Genomic DNA, 16,446 nt, shown 5'->3' with positions numbered 1-16,446 from the left:
AGTATTAAGAAAATGCTTGAAAATGAAATCAATAAAGATCAAGATAAAAAGCAATTAAAAACTACAGCCAAGCCTTATAAAAGAGTGAATAAGAATGCACCTAAAAATATCGACCTCAATCAAATAGCTTATCAATATTTTGGAGGAGTAGATTTAATGGCAATAGAAGGCGTAAGCCATAGTACCATTATGGGCATTATGAGTGAAGTAGGACTCGAAGGATTCTCAAAATTTGCCTCAGCCAAACATTTTACCTCTTGGATGCACTTGACACCCAATACTAAAATTACAGGTGGGAAAGTCATCAATAGTCATATCCCAAAAGGAGGAAACAGACTAAAAATAATCCTAAGAAATGCAGCCAATGTCATCGGTGGATTAAAAGATACCCATTTGTCCAACTTTTTTAGACGAATACTAAATAAATCAGACCGTGCTACTGCCATAAGTGCCACTGCAAGAAAATTAGGCGTAATTATTTACAATATGATTACCAAAAAAGAGCCTTACAAACCACCAACAGATTATTTATTCTTGGATGAAAAAAGAAAACAAGGATTAGTAAAACAAATTAGAAAACATATCCATAAATTTGACTTGACTCCCGAAGACTTAGGCTTAAAATCAACCTAAAAAGTGTACGTTAGTCAGAATCTTAAAAGAAGAAATTCGACAGAATAAACTATAAAAATAATATTAATGAGGACACTAATATGGAATGAAATGTACTACGCAAAGAAGAATGACGAGTTCATTTCTATCTATATTTCTTTTCTCAAATCGACTAAAAAGTTTTTTGAAATAACAATTTTACTTTTGAATGCAACGGGTTTTTTAACATGGATTTCAACAAAAAACACAAACTCTCTTCTAATTGGGCTGAGTATTGGACTTACTACATTCTTAAAACTCTTAGAATTAATACAAGATAAGTTAATTGCCAACGACGAATATATTGACGATGTCATCGAATTACGCAAAAATTGGATTATCTATTTTGACAAGCTCGAAAAAGTATGGCTCGACTTAAATCACAAAAGAATAGACGACAACAAAGCATCGGACGTATTTTCAGAAATAAAAACTTTGAAACTATCCATAGAACAAGCCGACAGTGACATTAAGCTCTGGAACTTTTTCTTCCTTAATCGCAAAGCTGACAAGTTAACAAACAATTTTATGACAAGATACAATGGCTAAAAACAATGTAACCCCAAGACCAGTAGCACCTCAGAATCCGTTTGACCAATCGGGCAAACATACAGGTGGACAAATTAGTCCAGTTAGAGACCAACTACCACCACCACCACCCAAAGAAAGTTAATCTTTCATTAGTGAACAAGGTAACGGATTTCCACTTTACTTATTTGCGTACTCCATTGTCAGTCGGACAAGTCAAGTTCCTGTTCCGACTGAACAGTTGGTTTCGTTGGATAGTTGCCACAACTCATACTTTTTATTAAATTCATAGTTTGATACTATGATGATACTCTCGTCAAAATCTTCTAAAATATAATCACCTATGCTACAGTAGCACCTACCATAAATTCTTTGAATGATAATATCTCCATTATCACAAAACTTTAATGGATTTCGGTCACTGATAAAAGATTCAACTTCTTCTTTGTTATCGCCAGTCCATTTGATGGCATTGTATATTTGTTTTTTAATTTGGTAAGTTGCCATTTGGTTGTTTTTTTAGTTGCCAGTAATATGGTTTTTCTTTGACTACTTTTTTACGACATTTTATACACTTTCCTTTATGAAAAACGTTGGTGATGCCAACGTTGTAGGAGCAAAAATCTGTTTCCATAACATTAATCATAAACTAACGACCCATCAAAATACTTTAAATTGCCTTCGTCATCTGTATCATCAAAATGTTCTTCACAACCATATTCATCATAAAATTTATCACAGAATTTGCAGTAATCTAACGAATAAACTTTTCTTCCGTTTTCAAATGGATTTGAATTTCCATTGTATTGGATAGGAGCATCCAATTGAACACAATTAATTGGGAAACGACCTTCTTTAAAATTTGCTTCTGGATGTATCCAATAAGATGCTATTCCGCAACTTTCATCATAGTGAGGAGCCTGTATTTCTGTAATTTTACCGCCACCTCCAGACTCAAAAAACATAAATTCATCTGAACTATGACAATCTTCTTCAAAGTCGAAGAATGCCATAAACCCATCGAAATTATCCGTAATGACTTCGTGTGGCTTGCCATTTTGGTATTCAATATAAACTATGCGGTGTAACTCGGTTTTTCTTCCAGAATTAACCTCAAAAGTCATTTCGGGTATTTGATTATCAATTTTCATTTTGTGTGAGTATTTTGTATTGATTTTCTAAATCATCCAACTCTGCATTTAATTGTCGTATTCTTTTTACGGTAGCTTCATATTTTGGATGTTCGGTAATTGGAAATAGACTATTATAATTTTTCTGAAACTCTGTCCATTGATTATTTGCCTGAGTGACTAAAGCTTTACGTGCAATAATCCTATCTTTTAGCCTTTTAGTTCTTTGTAAATTGTCTGGAACATAATCATAAGAACCAGTTGAAAATTCAACAAAGTGACGAGGATTCTCAACTTGAAACTTGGCTGCCAAATATTTAAAATACCAACTCCATCGCCAATAAAACTCAAATTCCATGTCATTTTTGTGGTACACTATTTCTGCCAGTGATTGATTTTTGCCCATCCTAATTTTAACCCATTGTTTTTTCCAATATTCAGTCATAACTCAGTTTAATTAAATTTTAGATTTTACACAATGTCCATGAGTCATTCTATAATTTTTCAGTTGTGCATCGCTCCAATGTCCGTACTTTTTCAAGGCTTCTTGTAAAAATTGTTCGAGTGGTATCTCCCCCTTTACGCCAAGATTTCGTTCCTTCGATTGATTTTTCAAGAGTTTTGCTTTTTCCTTTGCTACCCATATTTGCCAACGCTCTGGGTAGAATCTATGTAAGTACACAACCTCAGCTTCGTTCTGGAAAGGACACATCATGCAGTTGGAAGGCTGTGGAACTTTCATGTCCAAACTTCTGATATAATCCTGACAATCAAACCTGTCCATCAACATAGCTATTAATGGGTAAAAATGCTCCACACATTTTTGCATATACACTGGTCGGTCATCTTTTAGCGTTTCGGGAAATAAATCGAGTTGAGGATTTACCGCCATTCTGTTTTCTTCACCTTTGGCAAACCCAATGATTGACACTAACTTCCCGAATTGTTGCCGATATTCATAAAAAGCACGTTTTCGTTTACCTTGATAGCCGTAGTATTTTTTCAAATAATCTTCTAAAAAATTGTAGCAGACTTTAATCTTCAAATTGTCAGTACAAGATTTTGGGAAGGCAACTGACATAATGGTGGAATTCAAATCCATTTGGTGACTGAGTGATTGCCAAGTTCTACCATGAAAGCCCATGTCTGGAGTGATGAAATGAAACTCGATGTTGGCTTCCACACAAAACAGTTTCAGAAATTCAACGTGTTCGTAGGTTTCTGGATATTCATCGCCTGTGTCAGCCATTATCGCCACTAACTTGGCATCATTTTTCAACCATTTCTCTCTGAAAAAACTATCAAAGGCAAACTTGTAAAGTAAGGCGGTTGAATCCTGTCCACCGCCAACCCAAAGAACTACAAGCGGTTTATCCATTTCCAATTAAAGCATCAAGCAGTTTAATTACTTTGTCTTCATCTTCCGTTTCCAAAATATTAATGGCATTCAAAAACAGATATTCATCTTCAACGTCATTTACAGCGATATGCCAGCGTTTGCTTTGATAAACTGAAACAAAAACAATTACAGGAAGCCTACTATTATTGATAGTTTTACCCCATTTTATTCCCCTCCTTCCATGATTATCAAATCCGTTTAATTTTAAATATTCTTTAATTTTTTCCATGATTTTTAGCGTTTTATTTGGGAGAAATCAATCGTTATACTGTGAACAGGCGGGAAAGTTGACTTTGTGGTCAGTTGCAGTTCCGTTGGTATCTCCTCTGAGTTCACATTTATAGTATCGTTTTGAGAAAGACTTGTAATACAGGTGTTTACAGGTTTTACAAGTTCGGTTCTGTTTGTCTGCTCCCCATCTGGTGACCATTGGGTTTCCTTTTTGAACTTTTCCATTTGAGAGGATTTTAATTTTGTTGCCGAATAAGTCAGTTTGTATTTCCACTTCAATATTTGATTGATTCGTTCCAACAAATGATTTGTCCTTCAAAACCTTTAAATTTGGGTGTTTTTGTAAACCAGTCAATAAATTGTTGTAATGAAAGTCCATCATTTTTAGCAATCACTTCCAATTCTTTTTCAGTTAATAGTTTATAATTTTGAGTATCAAAATATTCATTATAAATCCACCAGCTTAGAGAAAAATCATCTTCAAAATCAACCGCAAAATTCCAAATCTTAACAATCTCTAAATCATCTCCCAAAGAGTTCTGTTTGCTACAATATGGCTTGTCTGACCATTCTCTTGGAGAAAACTTATCTCCAACTTTCCAGCGATGTCCTTTCCGAATGGTGTGAAATTTGGGAGCAGGAAGAACCGTGTATTTTTTTGAAAGTTCTAAGAGATTTGCCTTTCCTAAACCGAGTTGAATCTTGTCTGCAAACTCAGTAGGTTTTCCAAAGTCCGAGTGGTACTTTGGAAAACTTCTTGAAAATGTGATAACTTTTGTCATTGTGAGAAATCGTTAGAATGGTAGGTCATCATCTCCAGCATTATTCGTTGGGAATGTAGGAACTGGAGCGAAACTTGGACTTTCTGGTTTTGGAGTGGCTGGCTGTTCAACTTGGTTATAAACCTGACCAGACTTTACGTATTTCTTGAAATCAATAAAGTTTTGACAAACCTCTCTTAGTTTCAAAATATTGGCAAGTGCGTCAGTAATTGGTCTTTGAGTTAGCTCAACTGCAATAAAAGAAGGGTAGTATTGAGCATCCATTTCTCGCCATTTTTGCGGTAACTCTAAATAAATATCAGGATTGTAGCAGACTGGCTTGTATGAAATCTCGTAGTCTTCACAATGCTTGATAAATTTCTTTTCATCGCATAAGAAAATTGAAGGATTTGTTTTGATTTCAAAGACACCGTCTTTCGTAGCAATCACCACAATTGCAAAAGTTTTACAGTCACCAGTTAAAGCCTTGATATGCTCTCGGGCATTTTCGGCAGAACCTTTAAAATCTTTTACTGACTGGCTCAATCGAGTATCTCTTTTGGTACAGTAAAGTTTTACAGAATCCGTTTTATTGAAATATGGCGTTGAATTGATAGAAGCTTCATCAATCTTTGAATACACTTCCAATTTGTAATAATGACCGATGTAAACGCCTGTTCTGACGGTGCCAATATCGGTTAATGTTTCAAGCTTTGTTTCGAGTTCGTATTCACGAAACTTCATAATTCCGTCCACTTTTTTAGCTTGAATTACCTTTACTGGGTTAATTTTAGGTACTACTGACTTTTCGTCAATTTCGTTTCTTAGTTCTTTCCAAGACATGATTTTATTGATTTATTGTTAATTGATTTGATATACTTTTTTGATTAATCTTGAGTAAAGCTTCGGCGGTTGAGTTGACCCATGACATTACAGTGTGCGGTTCAACTGAATTACCAATGAATTTCTTTTGGTCTGCTTGAGAACCAACGAGTTGATAATTGGCAGGAAAACCTTGAATTCGTTTCAACTCAACTATCTTCAACATTCGCAGCATGACATCCTCAATTCCGTACTGAACCATGAAAGTTTTGAGTTTCTTCATTGATTCCGAATCCTCTGGTTTAATTTGTACTTTTGGATTTCCTGCTACTGTTGATACCATGTAAGGCGGAGCTTTGTCCATTCTGGCAATCAATGTGAAGCATGGTTTATCAATTGAGTGTCCTTTACTTTGGTACTGAGGATTGAGCAGAAACTTACAATTAACCAAGCCGAATGAATCGTGTGTTCTAAGCGTTCCAGCAGGTACATCTATGCTTTGATGATTATTTGCACCTGAGTAATACTTTTTCAGAAATACTACTGACAGTCTGTTTTGGGTTGTGATGGTAAGGCAAGGTTCATCAAGTGACTTTCCGTTGTTGATGCCTGTTTTCACGTTGTTTCCCATGTACTTCATCATAAAAGCAGCTTCCGATTTCTTGACAGTTACCAAGCTTTGATGCGGAACGGTGGTGATAGTGCCACAAACCTCATTGATGCTACTTACCTTATGTTCTGGATTGCCTGAATAATAATTTTGAATAAATGCAGTATCTCCACCAGCGACATATTTTATCATTCCTGCCAAAATTCGCTCTATGGTTTTGTCGGCAAGTGGCTTTGTTCTATCAAAAATTGAAGTCCCTTCATCTTCCAAGTCCAATACTTCTCGGACTGGCTTCCACGGTTGAATATTATGGAATAAATTGGACTTCAAATTTTTGGAATGGGTCGGCTCTGGAAAACTTATCGGAAAATCATCTTTGGCAAAAATCCCGAACAAACGGTTTCTTGAGGTATAAGCTCCGTAATTCGCTGAGTTCAACTTTCGCCATTCGTCTCTGTAATTGAATTGGTCTTTAATAAACTCCTTCCACTTCCACCACTCAGTACCTTTATCTCTTGAAATTGGTTTGCCATGTTCGTCCATTTCCCCCCAAGCCATAAATTCTACTACGTTTTCAATCATTACCGAATCAGGACCTAATGCTTGAATGTATCTGGGTAAGCACCAAGCCAATGTTCGGGAGTCGGCATCACGTGGTTTTCCACCCTTGGCGTTTGAAAAATTGGTACATTCAAGTGATGCCCAGAGAATCAATTTTGCGTTTGGGTATTGGATTCGAGCCTTTTGAACAATTTCAATTAAATCAGTTAAATCGAGTGTCCGAATATCTTCTTCAAAATGTTTTACGTCCGGGTGATTGAGCCAATGGCTTTCGATGGCATTTTTATCGTGATTGACACAGGCTAAAACCTTTGTGGTTTTTCTTCCATTAATTTTCGACTTTTCGAAGGCAAGCGTTGTTCCTCCTGCTCCACAAAAAAGGTCAACTAATAGAAATAGTGGTTCGTTTATTTCATTCATGTTTCTTAGAATTATGAAAATCGTTTTTACATTTTGGCGTACAGAAGCGTTGCGTTTTCCGTTTTCTTTCAAAAGCTTTTGAACATGATTCACAAACCGCATTATTGCTTTGAAACGCTTGTACACTAATATTTTCCGTTTTAAACGTTTCTACGGCATGCGTTTCTGGAAGCGTTTTATTTTCGGCTTGCGTTTGAATTGGAACGTCTTGATACTTTCGCCAAAGTCCTGTTTCTTGCCAAAATTCAAAATCATATCCGAATAAGTGGGCAATTGCTGCAACTTCTTGGAGCTTTATTTTTACGATTCTTTCGGCTGAATACATTTGACATTCTGCCGACTTCTTCAGTAAAACTTGTAGCTGATTGTATTCTTTGTTTAAGTCCATTTAGTTTTCTGAAAATGGGTGAAAATCGCTAACCTCTAAGAAATTGAGGTAATCTTTCCGACACTTAAATTCTGAGATTGAGATAAGGTGAATTTTTGAAGGTTTTATTCCGTATTGTCTCAAAATCAAATCTGTCTGTTTTTCTTCCAATTCTTTTCTGGTAGGATGTTTTTTCGAGTTTTGTATAAATCCAGAAGAACTGATAATTGATGATTTATTTTCCAGAGTTACCCAAAAACTTATAAAGAAATATCGTCTATTGTCCATGCTACTGATGATTAAGTTGAAATGTTACTGTGTCTAATCCAATGAGTTGAGCAGCTTCAAAATATGCTTCTATAAAATCCATTCCCCAGCCAACACCCACTGCAAACAAGAACCAGTTTTGTTCGGTAAGTCTATCAAAAGTTATCTCAAAACATTCTGTGTCGTTAGAGATGTCACCAGTGATGTGAACCTTCCAGTTTCCGATTGTCTTGTGTATGGGATTATCGTTTATCACGCTGCAATCTGTGTGGTACTCGTATCGGAATTGCTTCCGTAAATCATTTGAAAAATATTATCGTAATGGGCTAAATACCGCTTTTCTAAGGCTGGACTCACTTTATGCAGGAATTCAACCTGTTTGATTGGCTTGAAGTATTTAAGCTTCTTTTTGGTTTTGTGATGGACTTTTACCGCATATTTTCCGAGTGGAATCACCTCGCAGTAATCACTTTGAATGATTTCTGCAATCCTTTTAACTTCTTCTTCTGGAATCTCCTGCTTTACATTTTCTACATACTCCGAAACGTCATCATTGGTACTCCAGCGAGTTATTTGCCTACCCCAAACCACATCGTCAGCGATGATTTTGGTTTCGGTAACGAATTGAGCAGCTTGTATTTTCTTCCCATCTGCTCCGTCTGATAGGTTTCTGCTTTTGCCCCAAATCCTGCCTCTAACCTTTCTTGAGGTAAATGTTATCTCGTAAAGAGGAGCATTTTCATCGTAGTAATCGAGTAAATTGTCCCAATCTCCACCTTCTCGAAGGGTATAAATGCGTCTCTTTCCATCCTGCTCTTTGATTAAGGCTCTTTGATTTTTCTCAAGTTTTGGCTCTACAATGTCCGATTTTGAAACGTACTTTTTGATGTAAGCACTAATAGAACTAATGTTGCCAAGCTTGTGAATATCAGTGGTGTTAGGGTTCGACCAGCCTTCATTTTTACCGATTTCGTAAGCTTTCAATTGCATCTTGTACACCAACATTCTCGCTACTTCGTCACTCAGACCAAAGCCAGAGAGTTTCTTTTTTTCGGCTGCTGGCATCATTCTATAATCGTTGATGATTTGATTAAGCGTTTCCCGAACCATTGGGTGATTAACGTACTTCGTGTCTGGAATCATTTTATTGTCTTCGATAGCGTTTTGAAGAACATATTGAAGCCTTTCAATCTGTTTTTGAGCCTGTTCTTCTCTGAACTTGAAACCGTCACGGTAAATGTATTCTTGCGTTTTTTTGTACATCGTGACGTATTTCAATCGCTCAATGATTTGATTCCATTTGTTGCGGACCAAATCAGCCACAACCCATCTATCAAGAATCAAGTGGAAGTGAATATCTCCGTTTTTTTGGCTTTCGGCTCTCCACAAATAAGCGTCAACACCTGCTCCACTTCGCTTATTTTTCTTTTCTGAACTTCTCAACCACTCAATCATCGGGTCCAGACATTGATTTTTGATGTAATTATCTCCGTGAACTTGTTTGCATGGCAGTGTAAGAGTCAGAAATGTTACATAGACCTGGTCATTGTAGTCTTTTTGTTTATTTTCTTGGTTTAACTCGATGGCTGTCAACCAGTTTTCAATAATTCTGTCCACATATCTTCCTGTATTTCTTGACATATAACCGTTATACTCACCAGTATTCCCTTTCACGTTTTCTCTTGAATTTTCATGCTGACTTTTGAACTCTGGAATGTAATGGGTAGTCGTAACGATTTGGTGATTCTTTAGCGATACCTTTTTTTCAATTGTGGCGACTAAGGTATTTTCTCTCTGAGTAGTCGTAACGGTTACTGGTTTCGTTCTTGGGACATTCGTAGTGGTCGTGTTATTCGGAACAACAGCATTATTCGACTGAGACACAACTTTTCTACGTTTGCGTCTATGTTCTTTGATTTCGGTTTCACCACCAAGTATATCGTATTGTCTCATTTGGGTAATTTTTGTGTCTTTATCGAATTCTTTGAGGTTTGCGGGAACTATCGAGCCTTAGATAAACCAATAGGCTGTCGCACGAATTAAGCGGTAAAATCAGGCGTTATTTGCTCCGTTTTCAATAGTTCATAGACGTATTCGAAGCGTTGAATCACTTCATCCAACCCAAGACAAACATTTTGGTCTTCAAATTCGTCGTTAATGGTCTGGAATAAGGAGTGTTCAACATTGAATCCGTAGAAAAGGAAATCAATAATTTCTTTCGATAAACCATGATAAAAAATCAATCCTGCACTAACATCCCCAAAGTCACCATATTTAACTATCATGATAGGAGGTTCTTCAACACTTTTCACATAGCGAAATCCAATGATTCCCCAATTGGGATAATGCCCCACAACGCAACAAACTGTCCCACAATGATTATTATAGTCAAAGTATCGGACATAACAAGCGTAATTAAACTGCTCTGGCTTCAATTCTTTTGCCTTTTCTATGGTAAAGGCAAGGCGTTCTAATACGAGTTGTAATTCCATGTTATTTTAAATATTTGGCTGGTTTAAAGAAATATGAAAACCTGAGTCATTCCGTAAGCATCATTCACAGGCTTCAACTGTAATTCTATCTTATTACATTTAACGGAATTCAACTTTCCCCAAAAAAATATAAAGTCACATTCCAATTCTACGAGTCTAACTTCGAGAGTATCTCCAACTTGTAAATTCTCAAATGATTTACCTCCATTAAACTTTAGGGGTAAGTCCTTGTATAAATAATCTGCCATTATGCTTTAAGGTTATTTGTCCAGTTTGGGTCGATAAGGTTTTGGTCTATACGGCGATACATCGCCTCAAAACGCTTAATTAATTGAACTCTTGAAATAGTATTAAATGACTTAAAAACCGTCTTATTGGGCTTATTTGCGTTGATAATTAGTATTTCTCCAAAGAAAAGACAACCAATAATTGTCTTTGAAAGTCCGTGCCATTCGCACAAACCAGAGACTATGTCTTCTCGTTTTGAACTTCCTTCATAAGTGACTACGACATAAGAATTTTGAACTTGATAATCAAATTCAGACTTTGGAAACCATATCGGATACCACTCGATAAAGTCACCTGAGAGAGGTTTTATTTTGACCGTATCATGTTTTGAATCTTTAGGAAATAGATATTCTACACGAAAGTTATCGAATGAAAATTCCCAAGTTTTCAAAAGGTTAGCTTTGAAAATCGTATGTTGTAATCGTTTAAGAATGAGTTTCTTTTGCATTTTATCTAAAAAAGAAACTCCAACTTTTCAGTTGGAGAGGTGATTTATTCTTTGTTTTTAAGGATTTCCTGTAAGAAATTATCGGTTATTGATTCGTTGAATTGGTCAATAAGCTTCACGATAACATCTTGCTTTATTTTTGGCACAAAGTCCTTTTTTATCAATCCTATGGTTTCATCGTACAGGTTTTTATACTTTGTCGCATAAGCAGTTTGGGTACGATGAAAGAACTCCAACTCTTCAATGGTATCATTAATGAAGTCGTAGTTTCGTCTTTGTACCTCATTCATTTGCTCAATATTTGGGCAAGTATGAAGTAAGCCATCCTTTCTTGCTTTCAAATAAGAGAGCCTCCTACGAAACAAATCTTCTCCTTCCATTTGGTTTTTATGGAGCATTTGCATCTCGGCTTTGTGCCTTTCTATTACTTCGTTAGCCATGAATTTTCTATTTTTTGAAGTGCTACTAACAAATATTTTGGTGGTAATCCACTCAAAATTCTTTGCTTAGTGATGATTGTATCTTGTAACTCAAAATAGTCGTGAAGGAGGGAAAATGAACGAGTATTGTCGCTCATGAGATATTCTGAAAAGATGTGCTTTGCTACAATTTCAAGCTCTTTTATTTCTTCAGAAAGATGTTCGTGTAAGTCAAAATAGTCCATATTTGTACAAAGTAATATCTAACGTGTTCGTATATACGGACACCCCAAAAACCTACGCTTTCATAAATTCAAAATTGGCTTAAATATGACGGTAAAGCGGTTTTACAAAGTAGGTACACCGCATGACGATGTACCTTGCCTATAAACCTAACCACTAATGAGTTTGAGACCACTCCGCCTAAAACTTTTTGTTTCGGGAAGGAATCACAAAAAACCTTCCCGTGGAAACAACCGCCATCGTTTCCATTGTGGCAGGATAAGGAACGAACCTCATTCACCAAGAGAAATGTTCTGCTCAACTCTTGTGACCTGCCTAAGTAATCAGACTGAATATCAGCATGATTAAGTAACAATCCTTACTTTGTATCTTTTGCAATTCTATCTGCAAACGCTCCTGCTATGCAAAAGAACGCTACGATTGGAATTGCGATTAATGCGAGTTCAACGATTCCGTCTGCGACTGGAATATTAAAATGGATATGATTCATCTTTCTGAAATTTTAGAAATACCACCTATGAACAAAATAACAAAAGCCATAAAAAACATAACTGCCATATCTATTCCTAACTTCAAAATTGGGCTTATAACAACTAACGACAGCATTATTAAGCTACTGAATAAAAGGATAATACCGATAACGGAAGATAATCTCATGATGATTTTGTTTTGTTGCGGGGGAAGGACTCGAACCTCCGACCTCCAGCTTATGAGGCTGGCGAGCTGACCATCTGCTCTACCCCACTTTGTTGTTTGTGAAATATACCCCAGCGATACACTGGGGATATTTGGTCACGTCTAAACCTATTTAACTATGAAATTCAATTTGTCAAATTTGGAGTAACCCGAAGGCTACTCCAGTTACTACTACTCGGCGTTTTCCTCTTCTTCTGGCTCTTCTTCTTCTTTTTCTTGCTCCTCAACGCCTTCTTCTTCTACTAACACATCTTCTTCAACTTCTGGGTTTTCTACTTGCTGTGACATTTGGCTTTAAAATTAAATTGTGAAAGAAATTATTTATAATCATTCCCGAAGGATAAGATTCAGATTGATTTGTAAATTCTGTCAAAGAGAAAAATAAAAACTCCAAGACTAAATGCGAATGCTAAAACGATGTAAAAAGAACTCTCAGGCGAAATAATAAATAAGATTGTTTCAATAGCCATCGCCACAACGTCAAAACATAAGGCAATAAAAAGGAAAATGAGTCCGAAAATTTTCAAGGCATTCATATATTTAGAATTTAAACTGTTTCACCGATGAACTCCATAAATTCGTCTGAACAATCAAGCATGACTTTGCCGTTTTCATCAACTTCTATGAGGTGTTTTGCCAGAGCATTTCTTTCAATTGCGTCAAACTCCATACTTTGCTGACCAATTACATTTTTAAATCTACTTTCAGAAGCTTTGGGGAAGTGTTTATAAAATGCTCTTCCGACTAAGGCTCTATCGGCTTGATTTAAAGATTTGATTGCCGACTTTACATCTATAATTGCCATATTTTTATAAGGACTATTTTAGTTACTAATCTGGTACTTTTCACAAGACTTGTATTTGTCTTTGTATTCTCGTTCTTCTAAGCAATAGACAATTGTAAGTTTGTCCGTAGTTGTTTTTTTGCTATTCGCTAAACCGATTAAAGCCTGTGTTACTCTTCCTTGTTGACAACTTTTACAGGCTTTCATAAATCAAGTTTTGTTTTAAAGAAACTACCGTTAAATAATTTTCAAACTTTTTAATTCAAGTAATCAAATCTTAATCTATATTTACGCAACAAATGATTTACTTGTGCGTTTTTCTTATACAAAGATATATGCAATTGAATATTAATTACAAATTATTGCGTAATTATTTTACGCAATAAAATAAAATAATTTACAAGCAACTAAAAATCAAATAGTTATGAAAAGTACAATCAATGAAAGAATTGCTTTTCTGGTAGAGCAATTATCAAGAAATCAATCCGATTTTGCAAGATTGAGTAAAATTTCTACTCAGACGTTGTCAAGTATTTTAACAAGAGGGAGCAAGCCTGGTCCTGATATTTTAGAATCAATACTTCTATCGTTTCCTCAAGTGGATTCTCTTTGGCTTATTTGTGGCATAGGTGAAATGCAAAAAGATTTATCTCAAACTAAGCAAGTTGATGAAACTGATTTGGTAAAAACATTAAAAAGAGAAAATGAGATTTTACTTAGAAATAATGAGTCACTTATAAAAGACAAAGAGAGACTTTGGAATATGGTGGAAAACAATTCATTACAGGGAAAGCTTGAGTCTAATGAACAAACACGTGATAGTAATTTAGTTGTTTTAGATATGTCAGAATATAAAGAAGTGGCATACAAATTGACAGCTTAAATTTCTATTAGCTCATTAGACAAGGGTAAAAAGAACGCCCTACGTGTATTGATAACCGTTTCCCGCTGGTTTTGCCCGAATCCCAGCGGGATCACAAAAAGTAAAACCATTACAATAACACTGTAATGGTTTTTTTGTTTTTTATCGATATTCAATCTTTCAGCTTCATGAAACGGTCGTAAATTGGTTTTAATTGTAAGTCTCCGAAACCGTAAACCCCTTCCCTTTCAGAGAATAAAGTGAACACTGAATAAAAGTCGGTTGTATCATTTTTCATGATTTCTTGAATAACTCTTTCAGGTCTGCTCAAAGCATTACCACTGGGAAATCGCTCGATGTGAGCTTGTATAATTTCTTCTAAATACTGAAAGCACGTGGAGTCAATTTTCGATAATTCTTTCAATTCTCTAAAGTCATTTTCTTGATACGCTTTCCAAAGGTTTACTCCTAATTCAATATCATGCTTTTGAAAAATAGTTTTTCCTGTGTACGACTGTTCAAGACTTAAAGAATCTACCATGGCAAATCCTTTCCAAATATCTTTTTGATTGTCAACTATGGGAAATATTCTAAATATCTTCAAATCTGACCGATGTGTTAATAAGGAAAGGCAAAACCACATATTGACCTGACAAAACAAATCATTCTCAAACCAAAGACAAACTTCTGAACCTTCTGGAAGATTAAGTATTTGATTGAATTGACTTACTGTTTTTGTAAAATACTCGTCTTTTGAAACATGATAAGTATCTGCAATATGACTTGCTCTTATCTCCCAAAAATCTCTAAGGTCTTGTGCTTTTACTTCGCCATTTATTAAACATTCTCTGCAAATGATAAAACTATCGTCAATTGATGTAGTTTTTATTTGTTCTAACAGACAATCGCCATTTAAAATATGAAATTTTCTCATGTAAATTTTGTGATTTATTAAACAATTTAACATAAAGGGACTGACAATCAAATTTTCTAAGTCTAAACACCTTCAATCTTCATTAATTACCAATCCCAACATCAAGCATTAGTCATAATTGAACATCAAATATTATTATTTGAAATGCTTTTTTATCAAGTAAAAAGTGTGTCTATTTGCATTTTAGAGAAAACTATCCTTTTAACGACTATTAAAACACATTACGATGAAAGAAAACAAACCTAATTACCTAATCCCATTTATACTTGTTACTTGTTTATTTTTTTTATGGGGAATTGCCAATAACCTAAATGGTGTTCTTATTCCGCACCTCCGCAAAGCACTCCAATTAAGTAATATGCAATCTACTTTTGTAGATACCGCTGTTTATATGGCATATTTTATGGCAGCAATTCCCGCTGGTATGATAATTAAAAACTATGGTTATAAAAAAGGGATTATCACAGGTTTGTTGGTTTTTAGTGTCGGGGCTTTTTTGTTTATTCCTGCTGCCAATACCCGAACTTACGAAATCTTTTTATTGGGTTTATTTATTATTGGTTGTGGTTTGACTATTCTCGAAACCGCTGCAAACCCTTATGCGACCAAATTAGGCGACGCAAAGGACGCAACCACCCGTTTGAACTTGGCACAGTCTTTTAATGGCTTAGCCGCCTTTATTGCCCCTATGGTTGGGACAATCTTTATTCTATCAGGAAAAGAATTTAGTTCTGAGCAATTATCGCTTATGCCTGAGGTGGATAAAATTGCTTATTTGACTTCCGAAGCGGCATCGGTAAAAATGCCTTATATTATTTTGGGAAGTGCCTTATTAATTTTAGCCATTGTGTTTTTAGTGTTAAACTTTCCAGAATTTAAGGAGGAAAACGAAAGTGAAGCCAAAGGCGGTATTGCTGAAGCATTGAAACGTAAGCATCTTGTTTGGGCTGTGGTAGCTCAATTCTTCTATGTTGGGGCTCAGGTATGCGTAACGAGTTTTTTCATCAGAATGGCGATTTCTGGAGGTGGAGTGGACGAAAAAACGGCGGGGTATTACCTTGGTATTTATGGTTTGCTATTTATGTCGGGGCGTTTTATCGGCACAATTATCATGCGTTATATTCAACCTGCTCGATTATTAACCATTTATGCAGGGTTGTGTATTCTACTGAGTTTAGTAGCTGTTTATGCAGACGGAAAGAATGTTGTCTTGGCTTTAGGCGGCTTGGGTTTCTTTATGTCAATTATGTTTCCTACAATTTTCTCATTAGGTATCAAAGATTTGAACGAAAATACAAAACCCGCTTCGTCACTAATTGTTATGTCTATTATTGGTGGGGCAATTTTCCCTGTAATTATGGGCAAAGTAATCGACTCGTTCAACGATAATATTCAAGTTGGTTATTGTGTGCCTTTAACTTGTTTCTTCGTGGTATTTTATTTCGGATTAAGAGGCTACAAACCTGTTAATTAGTCTTTTACAAAAAATAAAACGAGCCATCAAATTTATTTTTGATGGCTCGTTTTGATGTA

The 16,446-nt window shown here is 35.6% G+C and carries 25 protein-coding genes and 1 tRNA gene; 5 read left to right on the top strand and 21 right to left on the bottom strand.

The annotated features are described in order from the left end of the window. The 3 genes from LV89_RS19065 to LV89_RS25860 form a co-directional block, all read left to right on the top strand. Window positions 1–633, top strand: a 633-nt coding sequence (locus tag LV89_RS19065; RefSeq protein WP_211321238.1) for a transposase, incomplete at its 5' end; no start/stop codon positions are given. Window positions 634–699: 66 nt separating this feature from the next. After that, window positions 700–1,200: a hypothetical protein gene (locus LV89_RS19060; protein WP_109744511.1), complete on the top strand. Its 501-nt coding sequence runs from the start codon at window positions 700–702 to the stop codon at window positions 1,198–1,200. Continuing rightward, the gene (locus LV89_RS25860; RefSeq protein WP_262509872.1) at window positions 1,193–1,324 is read left to right on the top strand and encodes a hypothetical protein; all 132 of its coding nucleotides are present in this window, start codon (window positions 1,193–1,195) and stop codon (window positions 1,322–1,324) included. The genes LV89_RS19060 and LV89_RS25860 overlap by 8 nt, the downstream gene beginning before the upstream one ends. Window positions 1,325–1,395: 71 nt before the next feature. On the opposite strand, the gene LV89_RS19055 is transcribed toward LV89_RS25860, so the two are convergent. From LV89_RS19055 to LV89_RS25285, 20 genes are all read right to left on the bottom strand, one after another. Next, entirely contained in the window at window positions 1,396–1,686 is a 291-nt protein-coding gene (locus tag LV89_RS19055) for a hypothetical protein (protein WP_109744510.1), read from the bottom strand. A 131-nt stretch (window positions 1,687–1,817) separates the two neighbouring features. After that, entirely contained in the window at window positions 1,818–2,330 is a 513-nt protein-coding gene (locus tag LV89_RS19050) for a hypothetical protein (RefSeq protein ID WP_109744509.1), read from the bottom strand. Next, window positions 2,320–2,667, bottom strand: coding sequence for a hypothetical protein (locus tag LV89_RS19045; RefSeq protein ID WP_211321237.1), 348 nt, complete (start codon window positions 2,665–2,667; stop codon window positions 2,320–2,322). The genes LV89_RS19050 and LV89_RS19045 overlap by 11 nt, the downstream gene beginning before the upstream one ends. Before the next feature lie 99 nt (window positions 2,668–2,766). Continuing rightward, on the bottom strand, window positions 2,767–3,687 hold the full coding sequence (locus tag LV89_RS19040; RefSeq protein WP_109744507.1) for a hypothetical protein: 921 nt from the start codon (window positions 3,685–3,687) through the stop codon (window positions 2,767–2,769). Beyond that, window positions 3,680–3,937 carry a hypothetical protein gene (locus tag LV89_RS19035; protein WP_109744506.1) on the bottom strand — a complete coding sequence of 86 codons (258 nt, stop codon included), beginning with the start codon at window positions 3,935–3,937 and terminating at the stop codon, window positions 3,680–3,682. Before LV89_RS19035 ends, LV89_RS19040 begins: the two co-directional genes overlap by 8 nt. 277 nt (window positions 3,938–4,214) lie before the next feature. Further along, complete coding sequence (locus LV89_RS19025) at window positions 4,215–4,721, bottom strand: hypothetical protein (protein WP_109744504.1); 507 nt, start codon at window positions 4,719–4,721, stop codon at window positions 4,215–4,217. A 12-nt stretch (window positions 4,722–4,733) separates the two neighbouring features. Next, window positions 4,734–5,543: a hypothetical protein gene (locus LV89_RS19020; RefSeq protein ID WP_109744503.1), complete on the bottom strand. Its 810-nt coding sequence runs from the start codon at window positions 5,541–5,543 to the stop codon at window positions 4,734–4,736. Between the two features lie 4 nt (window positions 5,544–5,547). Further along, window positions 5,548–7,113 carry a DNA cytosine methyltransferase gene (locus tag LV89_RS19015; protein ID WP_109744502.1) on the bottom strand — a complete coding sequence of 522 codons (1,566 nt, stop codon included), beginning with the start codon at window positions 7,111–7,113 and terminating at the stop codon, window positions 5,548–5,550. Then, window positions 7,106–7,501 (bottom strand): hypothetical protein, encoded by a 396-nt coding sequence (locus tag LV89_RS19010; RefSeq protein WP_109744501.1) that lies wholly within the window; start codon window positions 7,499–7,501, stop codon window positions 7,106–7,108. Before LV89_RS19010 ends, LV89_RS19015 begins: the two co-directional genes overlap by 8 nt. Further along, window positions 7,502–7,768: a hypothetical protein gene (locus tag LV89_RS19005; RefSeq protein WP_109744500.1), complete on the bottom strand. Its 267-nt coding sequence runs from the start codon at window positions 7,766–7,768 to the stop codon at window positions 7,502–7,504. A 231-nt stretch (window positions 7,769–7,999) separates the two neighbouring features. Next, entirely contained in the window at window positions 8,000–9,700 is a 1,701-nt protein-coding gene (locus tag LV89_RS18995) for a hypothetical protein (RefSeq protein ID WP_109744498.1), read from the bottom strand. A gap of 86 nt (window positions 9,701–9,786) precedes the next feature. Continuing rightward, window positions 9,787–10,239: a hypothetical protein gene (locus LV89_RS18990; RefSeq protein WP_109744497.1), complete on the bottom strand. Its 453-nt coding sequence runs from the start codon at window positions 10,237–10,239 to the stop codon at window positions 9,787–9,789. Window positions 10,240–10,262: 23 nt separating this feature from the next. Next, window positions 10,263–10,487, bottom strand: coding sequence for a hypothetical protein (locus LV89_RS18985; RefSeq protein WP_109744496.1), 225 nt, complete (start codon window positions 10,485–10,487; stop codon window positions 10,263–10,265). Continuing rightward, window positions 10,487–10,975 carry a hypothetical protein gene (locus LV89_RS18980; protein WP_109744495.1) on the bottom strand — a complete coding sequence of 163 codons (489 nt, stop codon included), beginning with the start codon at window positions 10,973–10,975 and terminating at the stop codon, window positions 10,487–10,489. The genes LV89_RS18985 and LV89_RS18980 overlap by 1 nt, the downstream gene beginning before the upstream one ends. Window positions 10,976–11,019: 44 nt before the next feature. Beyond that, a complete protein-coding gene (locus LV89_RS18975) occupies window positions 11,020–11,415 on the bottom strand; it encodes a hypothetical protein (protein ID WP_109744494.1) in 396 nt (131 codons plus the stop codon). Then, window positions 11,400–11,639 carry a hypothetical protein gene (locus LV89_RS18970; RefSeq protein WP_109744493.1) on the bottom strand — a complete coding sequence of 80 codons (240 nt, stop codon included), beginning with the start codon at window positions 11,637–11,639 and terminating at the stop codon, window positions 11,400–11,402. Before LV89_RS18970 ends, LV89_RS18975 begins: the two co-directional genes overlap by 16 nt. 356 nt (window positions 11,640–11,995) lie before the next feature. After that, on the bottom strand, window positions 11,996–12,127 hold the full coding sequence (locus tag LV89_RS25855) for a hypothetical protein (protein WP_262509871.1): 132 nt from the start codon (window positions 12,125–12,127) through the stop codon (window positions 11,996–11,998). Window positions 12,128–12,309: 182 nt separating this feature from the next. Continuing rightward, window positions 12,310–12,383, bottom strand: a tRNA-Met gene (locus tag LV89_RS18965). A 497-nt stretch (window positions 12,384–12,880) separates the two neighbouring features. Further along, window positions 12,881–13,138 (bottom strand): hypothetical protein, encoded by a 258-nt coding sequence (locus LV89_RS18955; protein WP_109744491.1) that lies wholly within the window; start codon window positions 13,136–13,138, stop codon window positions 12,881–12,883. 18 nt (window positions 13,139–13,156) lie between these two features. Then, the gene (locus LV89_RS25285; protein WP_158279631.1) at window positions 13,157–13,324 is read right to left on the bottom strand and encodes a hypothetical protein; all 168 of its coding nucleotides are present in this window, start codon (window positions 13,322–13,324) and stop codon (window positions 13,157–13,159) included. 217 nt (window positions 13,325–13,541) lie between these two features. Between LV89_RS25285 and LV89_RS18950 the strand changes: the two genes are divergently transcribed. Beyond that, on the top strand, window positions 13,542–14,000 hold the full coding sequence (locus LV89_RS18950) for a hypothetical protein (protein ID WP_109744490.1): 459 nt from the start codon (window positions 13,542–13,544) through the stop codon (window positions 13,998–14,000). Between the two features lie 151 nt (window positions 14,001–14,151). Here LV89_RS18950 and LV89_RS18945 read toward each other — a convergent pair whose 3' ends face one another. Next, window positions 14,152–14,913: a DUF1835 domain-containing protein gene (locus LV89_RS18945; RefSeq protein WP_109744489.1), complete on the bottom strand. Its 762-nt coding sequence runs from the start codon at window positions 14,911–14,913 to the stop codon at window positions 14,152–14,154. A gap of 226 nt (window positions 14,914–15,139) precedes the next feature. Between LV89_RS18945 and fucP the strand changes: the two genes are divergently transcribed. After that, complete coding sequence (gene fucP / locus LV89_RS18940; protein WP_109744488.1) at window positions 15,140–16,387, top strand: L-fucose:H+ symporter permease; 1,248 nt, start codon at window positions 15,140–15,142, stop codon at window positions 16,385–16,387. Window positions 16,388–16,446: the final 59 nt, after the last annotated feature.

Source organism: Arcicella aurantiaca, from assembly GCF_003148625.1.
Lineage (GTDB): Bacteria > Bacteroidota > Bacteroidia > Cytophagales > Spirosomataceae > Arcicella > Arcicella aurantiaca.
The sequence above is the reverse complement of the archived record's forward strand: the minus strand, read 5'-3'. Positions and strand labels throughout refer to the sequence as shown.

Coding starts and splice junctions, on each gene's coding strand:
- LV89_RS25285 (WP_158279631.1), bottom strand. CDS start 13,324: ATGAAAGCCTGTAAAAGTTGTCAACAAGGAAGAGTAACACAGGCTTTA.
- LV89_RS18990 (WP_109744497.1), bottom strand. CDS start 10,239: ATGGAATTACAACTCGTATTAGAACGCCTTGCCTTTACCATAGAAAAG.
- LV89_RS18995 (WP_109744498.1), bottom strand. CDS start 9,700: ATGAGACAATACGATATACTTGGTGGTGAAACCGAAATCAAAGAACAT.
- LV89_RS19025 (WP_109744504.1), bottom strand. CDS start 4,721: ATGACAAAAGTTATCACATTTTCAAGAAGTTTTCCAAAGTACCACTCG.
- LV89_RS19035 (WP_109744506.1), bottom strand. CDS start 3,937: ATGGAAAAAATTAAAGAATATTTAAAATTAAACGGATTTGATAATCAT.
- LV89_RS18980 (WP_109744495.1), bottom strand. CDS start 10,975: ATGCAAAAGAAACTCATTCTTAAACGATTACAACATACGATTTTCAAA.
- LV89_RS25855 (WP_262509871.1), bottom strand. CDS start 12,127: ATGAATCATATCCATTTTAATATTCCAGTCGCAGACGGAATCGTTGAA.
- LV89_RS18955 (WP_109744491.1), bottom strand. CDS start 13,138: ATGGCAATTATAGATGTAAAGTCGGCAATCAAATCTTTAAATCAAGCC.
- LV89_RS19040 (WP_109744507.1), bottom strand. CDS start 3,687: ATGGATAAACCGCTTGTAGTTCTTTGGGTTGGCGGTGGACAGGATTCA.
- LV89_RS19015 (WP_109744502.1), bottom strand. CDS start 7,113: ATGAATGAAATAAACGAACCACTATTTCTATTAGTTGACCTTTTTTGT.
- LV89_RS18975 (WP_109744494.1), bottom strand. CDS start 11,415: ATGGCTAACGAAGTAATAGAAAGGCACAAAGCCGAGATGCAAATGCTC.
- LV89_RS19005 (WP_109744500.1), bottom strand. CDS start 7,768: ATGGACAATAGACGATATTTCTTTATAAGTTTTTGGGTAACTCTGGAA.
- LV89_RS18970 (WP_109744493.1), bottom strand. CDS start 11,639: ATGGACTATTTTGACTTACACGAACATCTTTCTGAAGAAATAAAAGAG.
- LV89_RS18945 (WP_109744489.1), bottom strand. CDS start 14,913: ATGAGAAAATTTCATATTTTAAATGGCGATTGTCTGTTAGAACAAATA.
- LV89_RS19045 (WP_211321237.1), bottom strand. CDS start 2,667: ATGGAATTTGAGTTTTATTGGCGATGGAGTTGGTATTTTAAATATTTG.
- LV89_RS25860 (WP_262509872.1), top strand. CDS start 1,193: ATGGCTAAAAACAATGTAACCCCAAGACCAGTAGCACCTCAGAATCCG.
- LV89_RS19055 (WP_109744510.1), bottom strand. CDS start 1,686: ATGGCAACTTACCAAATTAAAAAACAAATATACAATGCCATCAAATGG.
- LV89_RS19060 (WP_109744511.1), top strand. CDS start 700: ATGAGGACACTAATATGGAATGAAATGTACTACGCAAAGAAGAATGAC.
- LV89_RS19010 (WP_109744501.1), bottom strand. CDS start 7,501: ATGGACTTAAACAAAGAATACAATCAGCTACAAGTTTTACTGAAGAAG.
- LV89_RS19020 (WP_109744503.1), bottom strand. CDS start 5,543: ATGTCTTGGAAAGAACTAAGAAACGAAATTGACGAAAAGTCAGTAGTA.
- LV89_RS19050 (WP_109744509.1), bottom strand. CDS start 2,330: ATGAAAATTGATAATCAAATACCCGAAATGACTTTTGAGGTTAATTCT.
- LV89_RS18985 (WP_109744496.1), bottom strand. CDS start 10,487: ATGGCAGATTATTTATACAAGGACTTACCCCTAAAGTTTAATGGAGGT.
- LV89_RS18950 (WP_109744490.1), top strand. CDS start 13,542: ATGAAAAGTACAATCAATGAAAGAATTGCTTTTCTGGTAGAGCAATTA.
- fucP (WP_109744488.1), top strand. CDS start 15,140: ATGAAAGAAAACAAACCTAATTACCTAATCCCATTTATACTTGTTACT.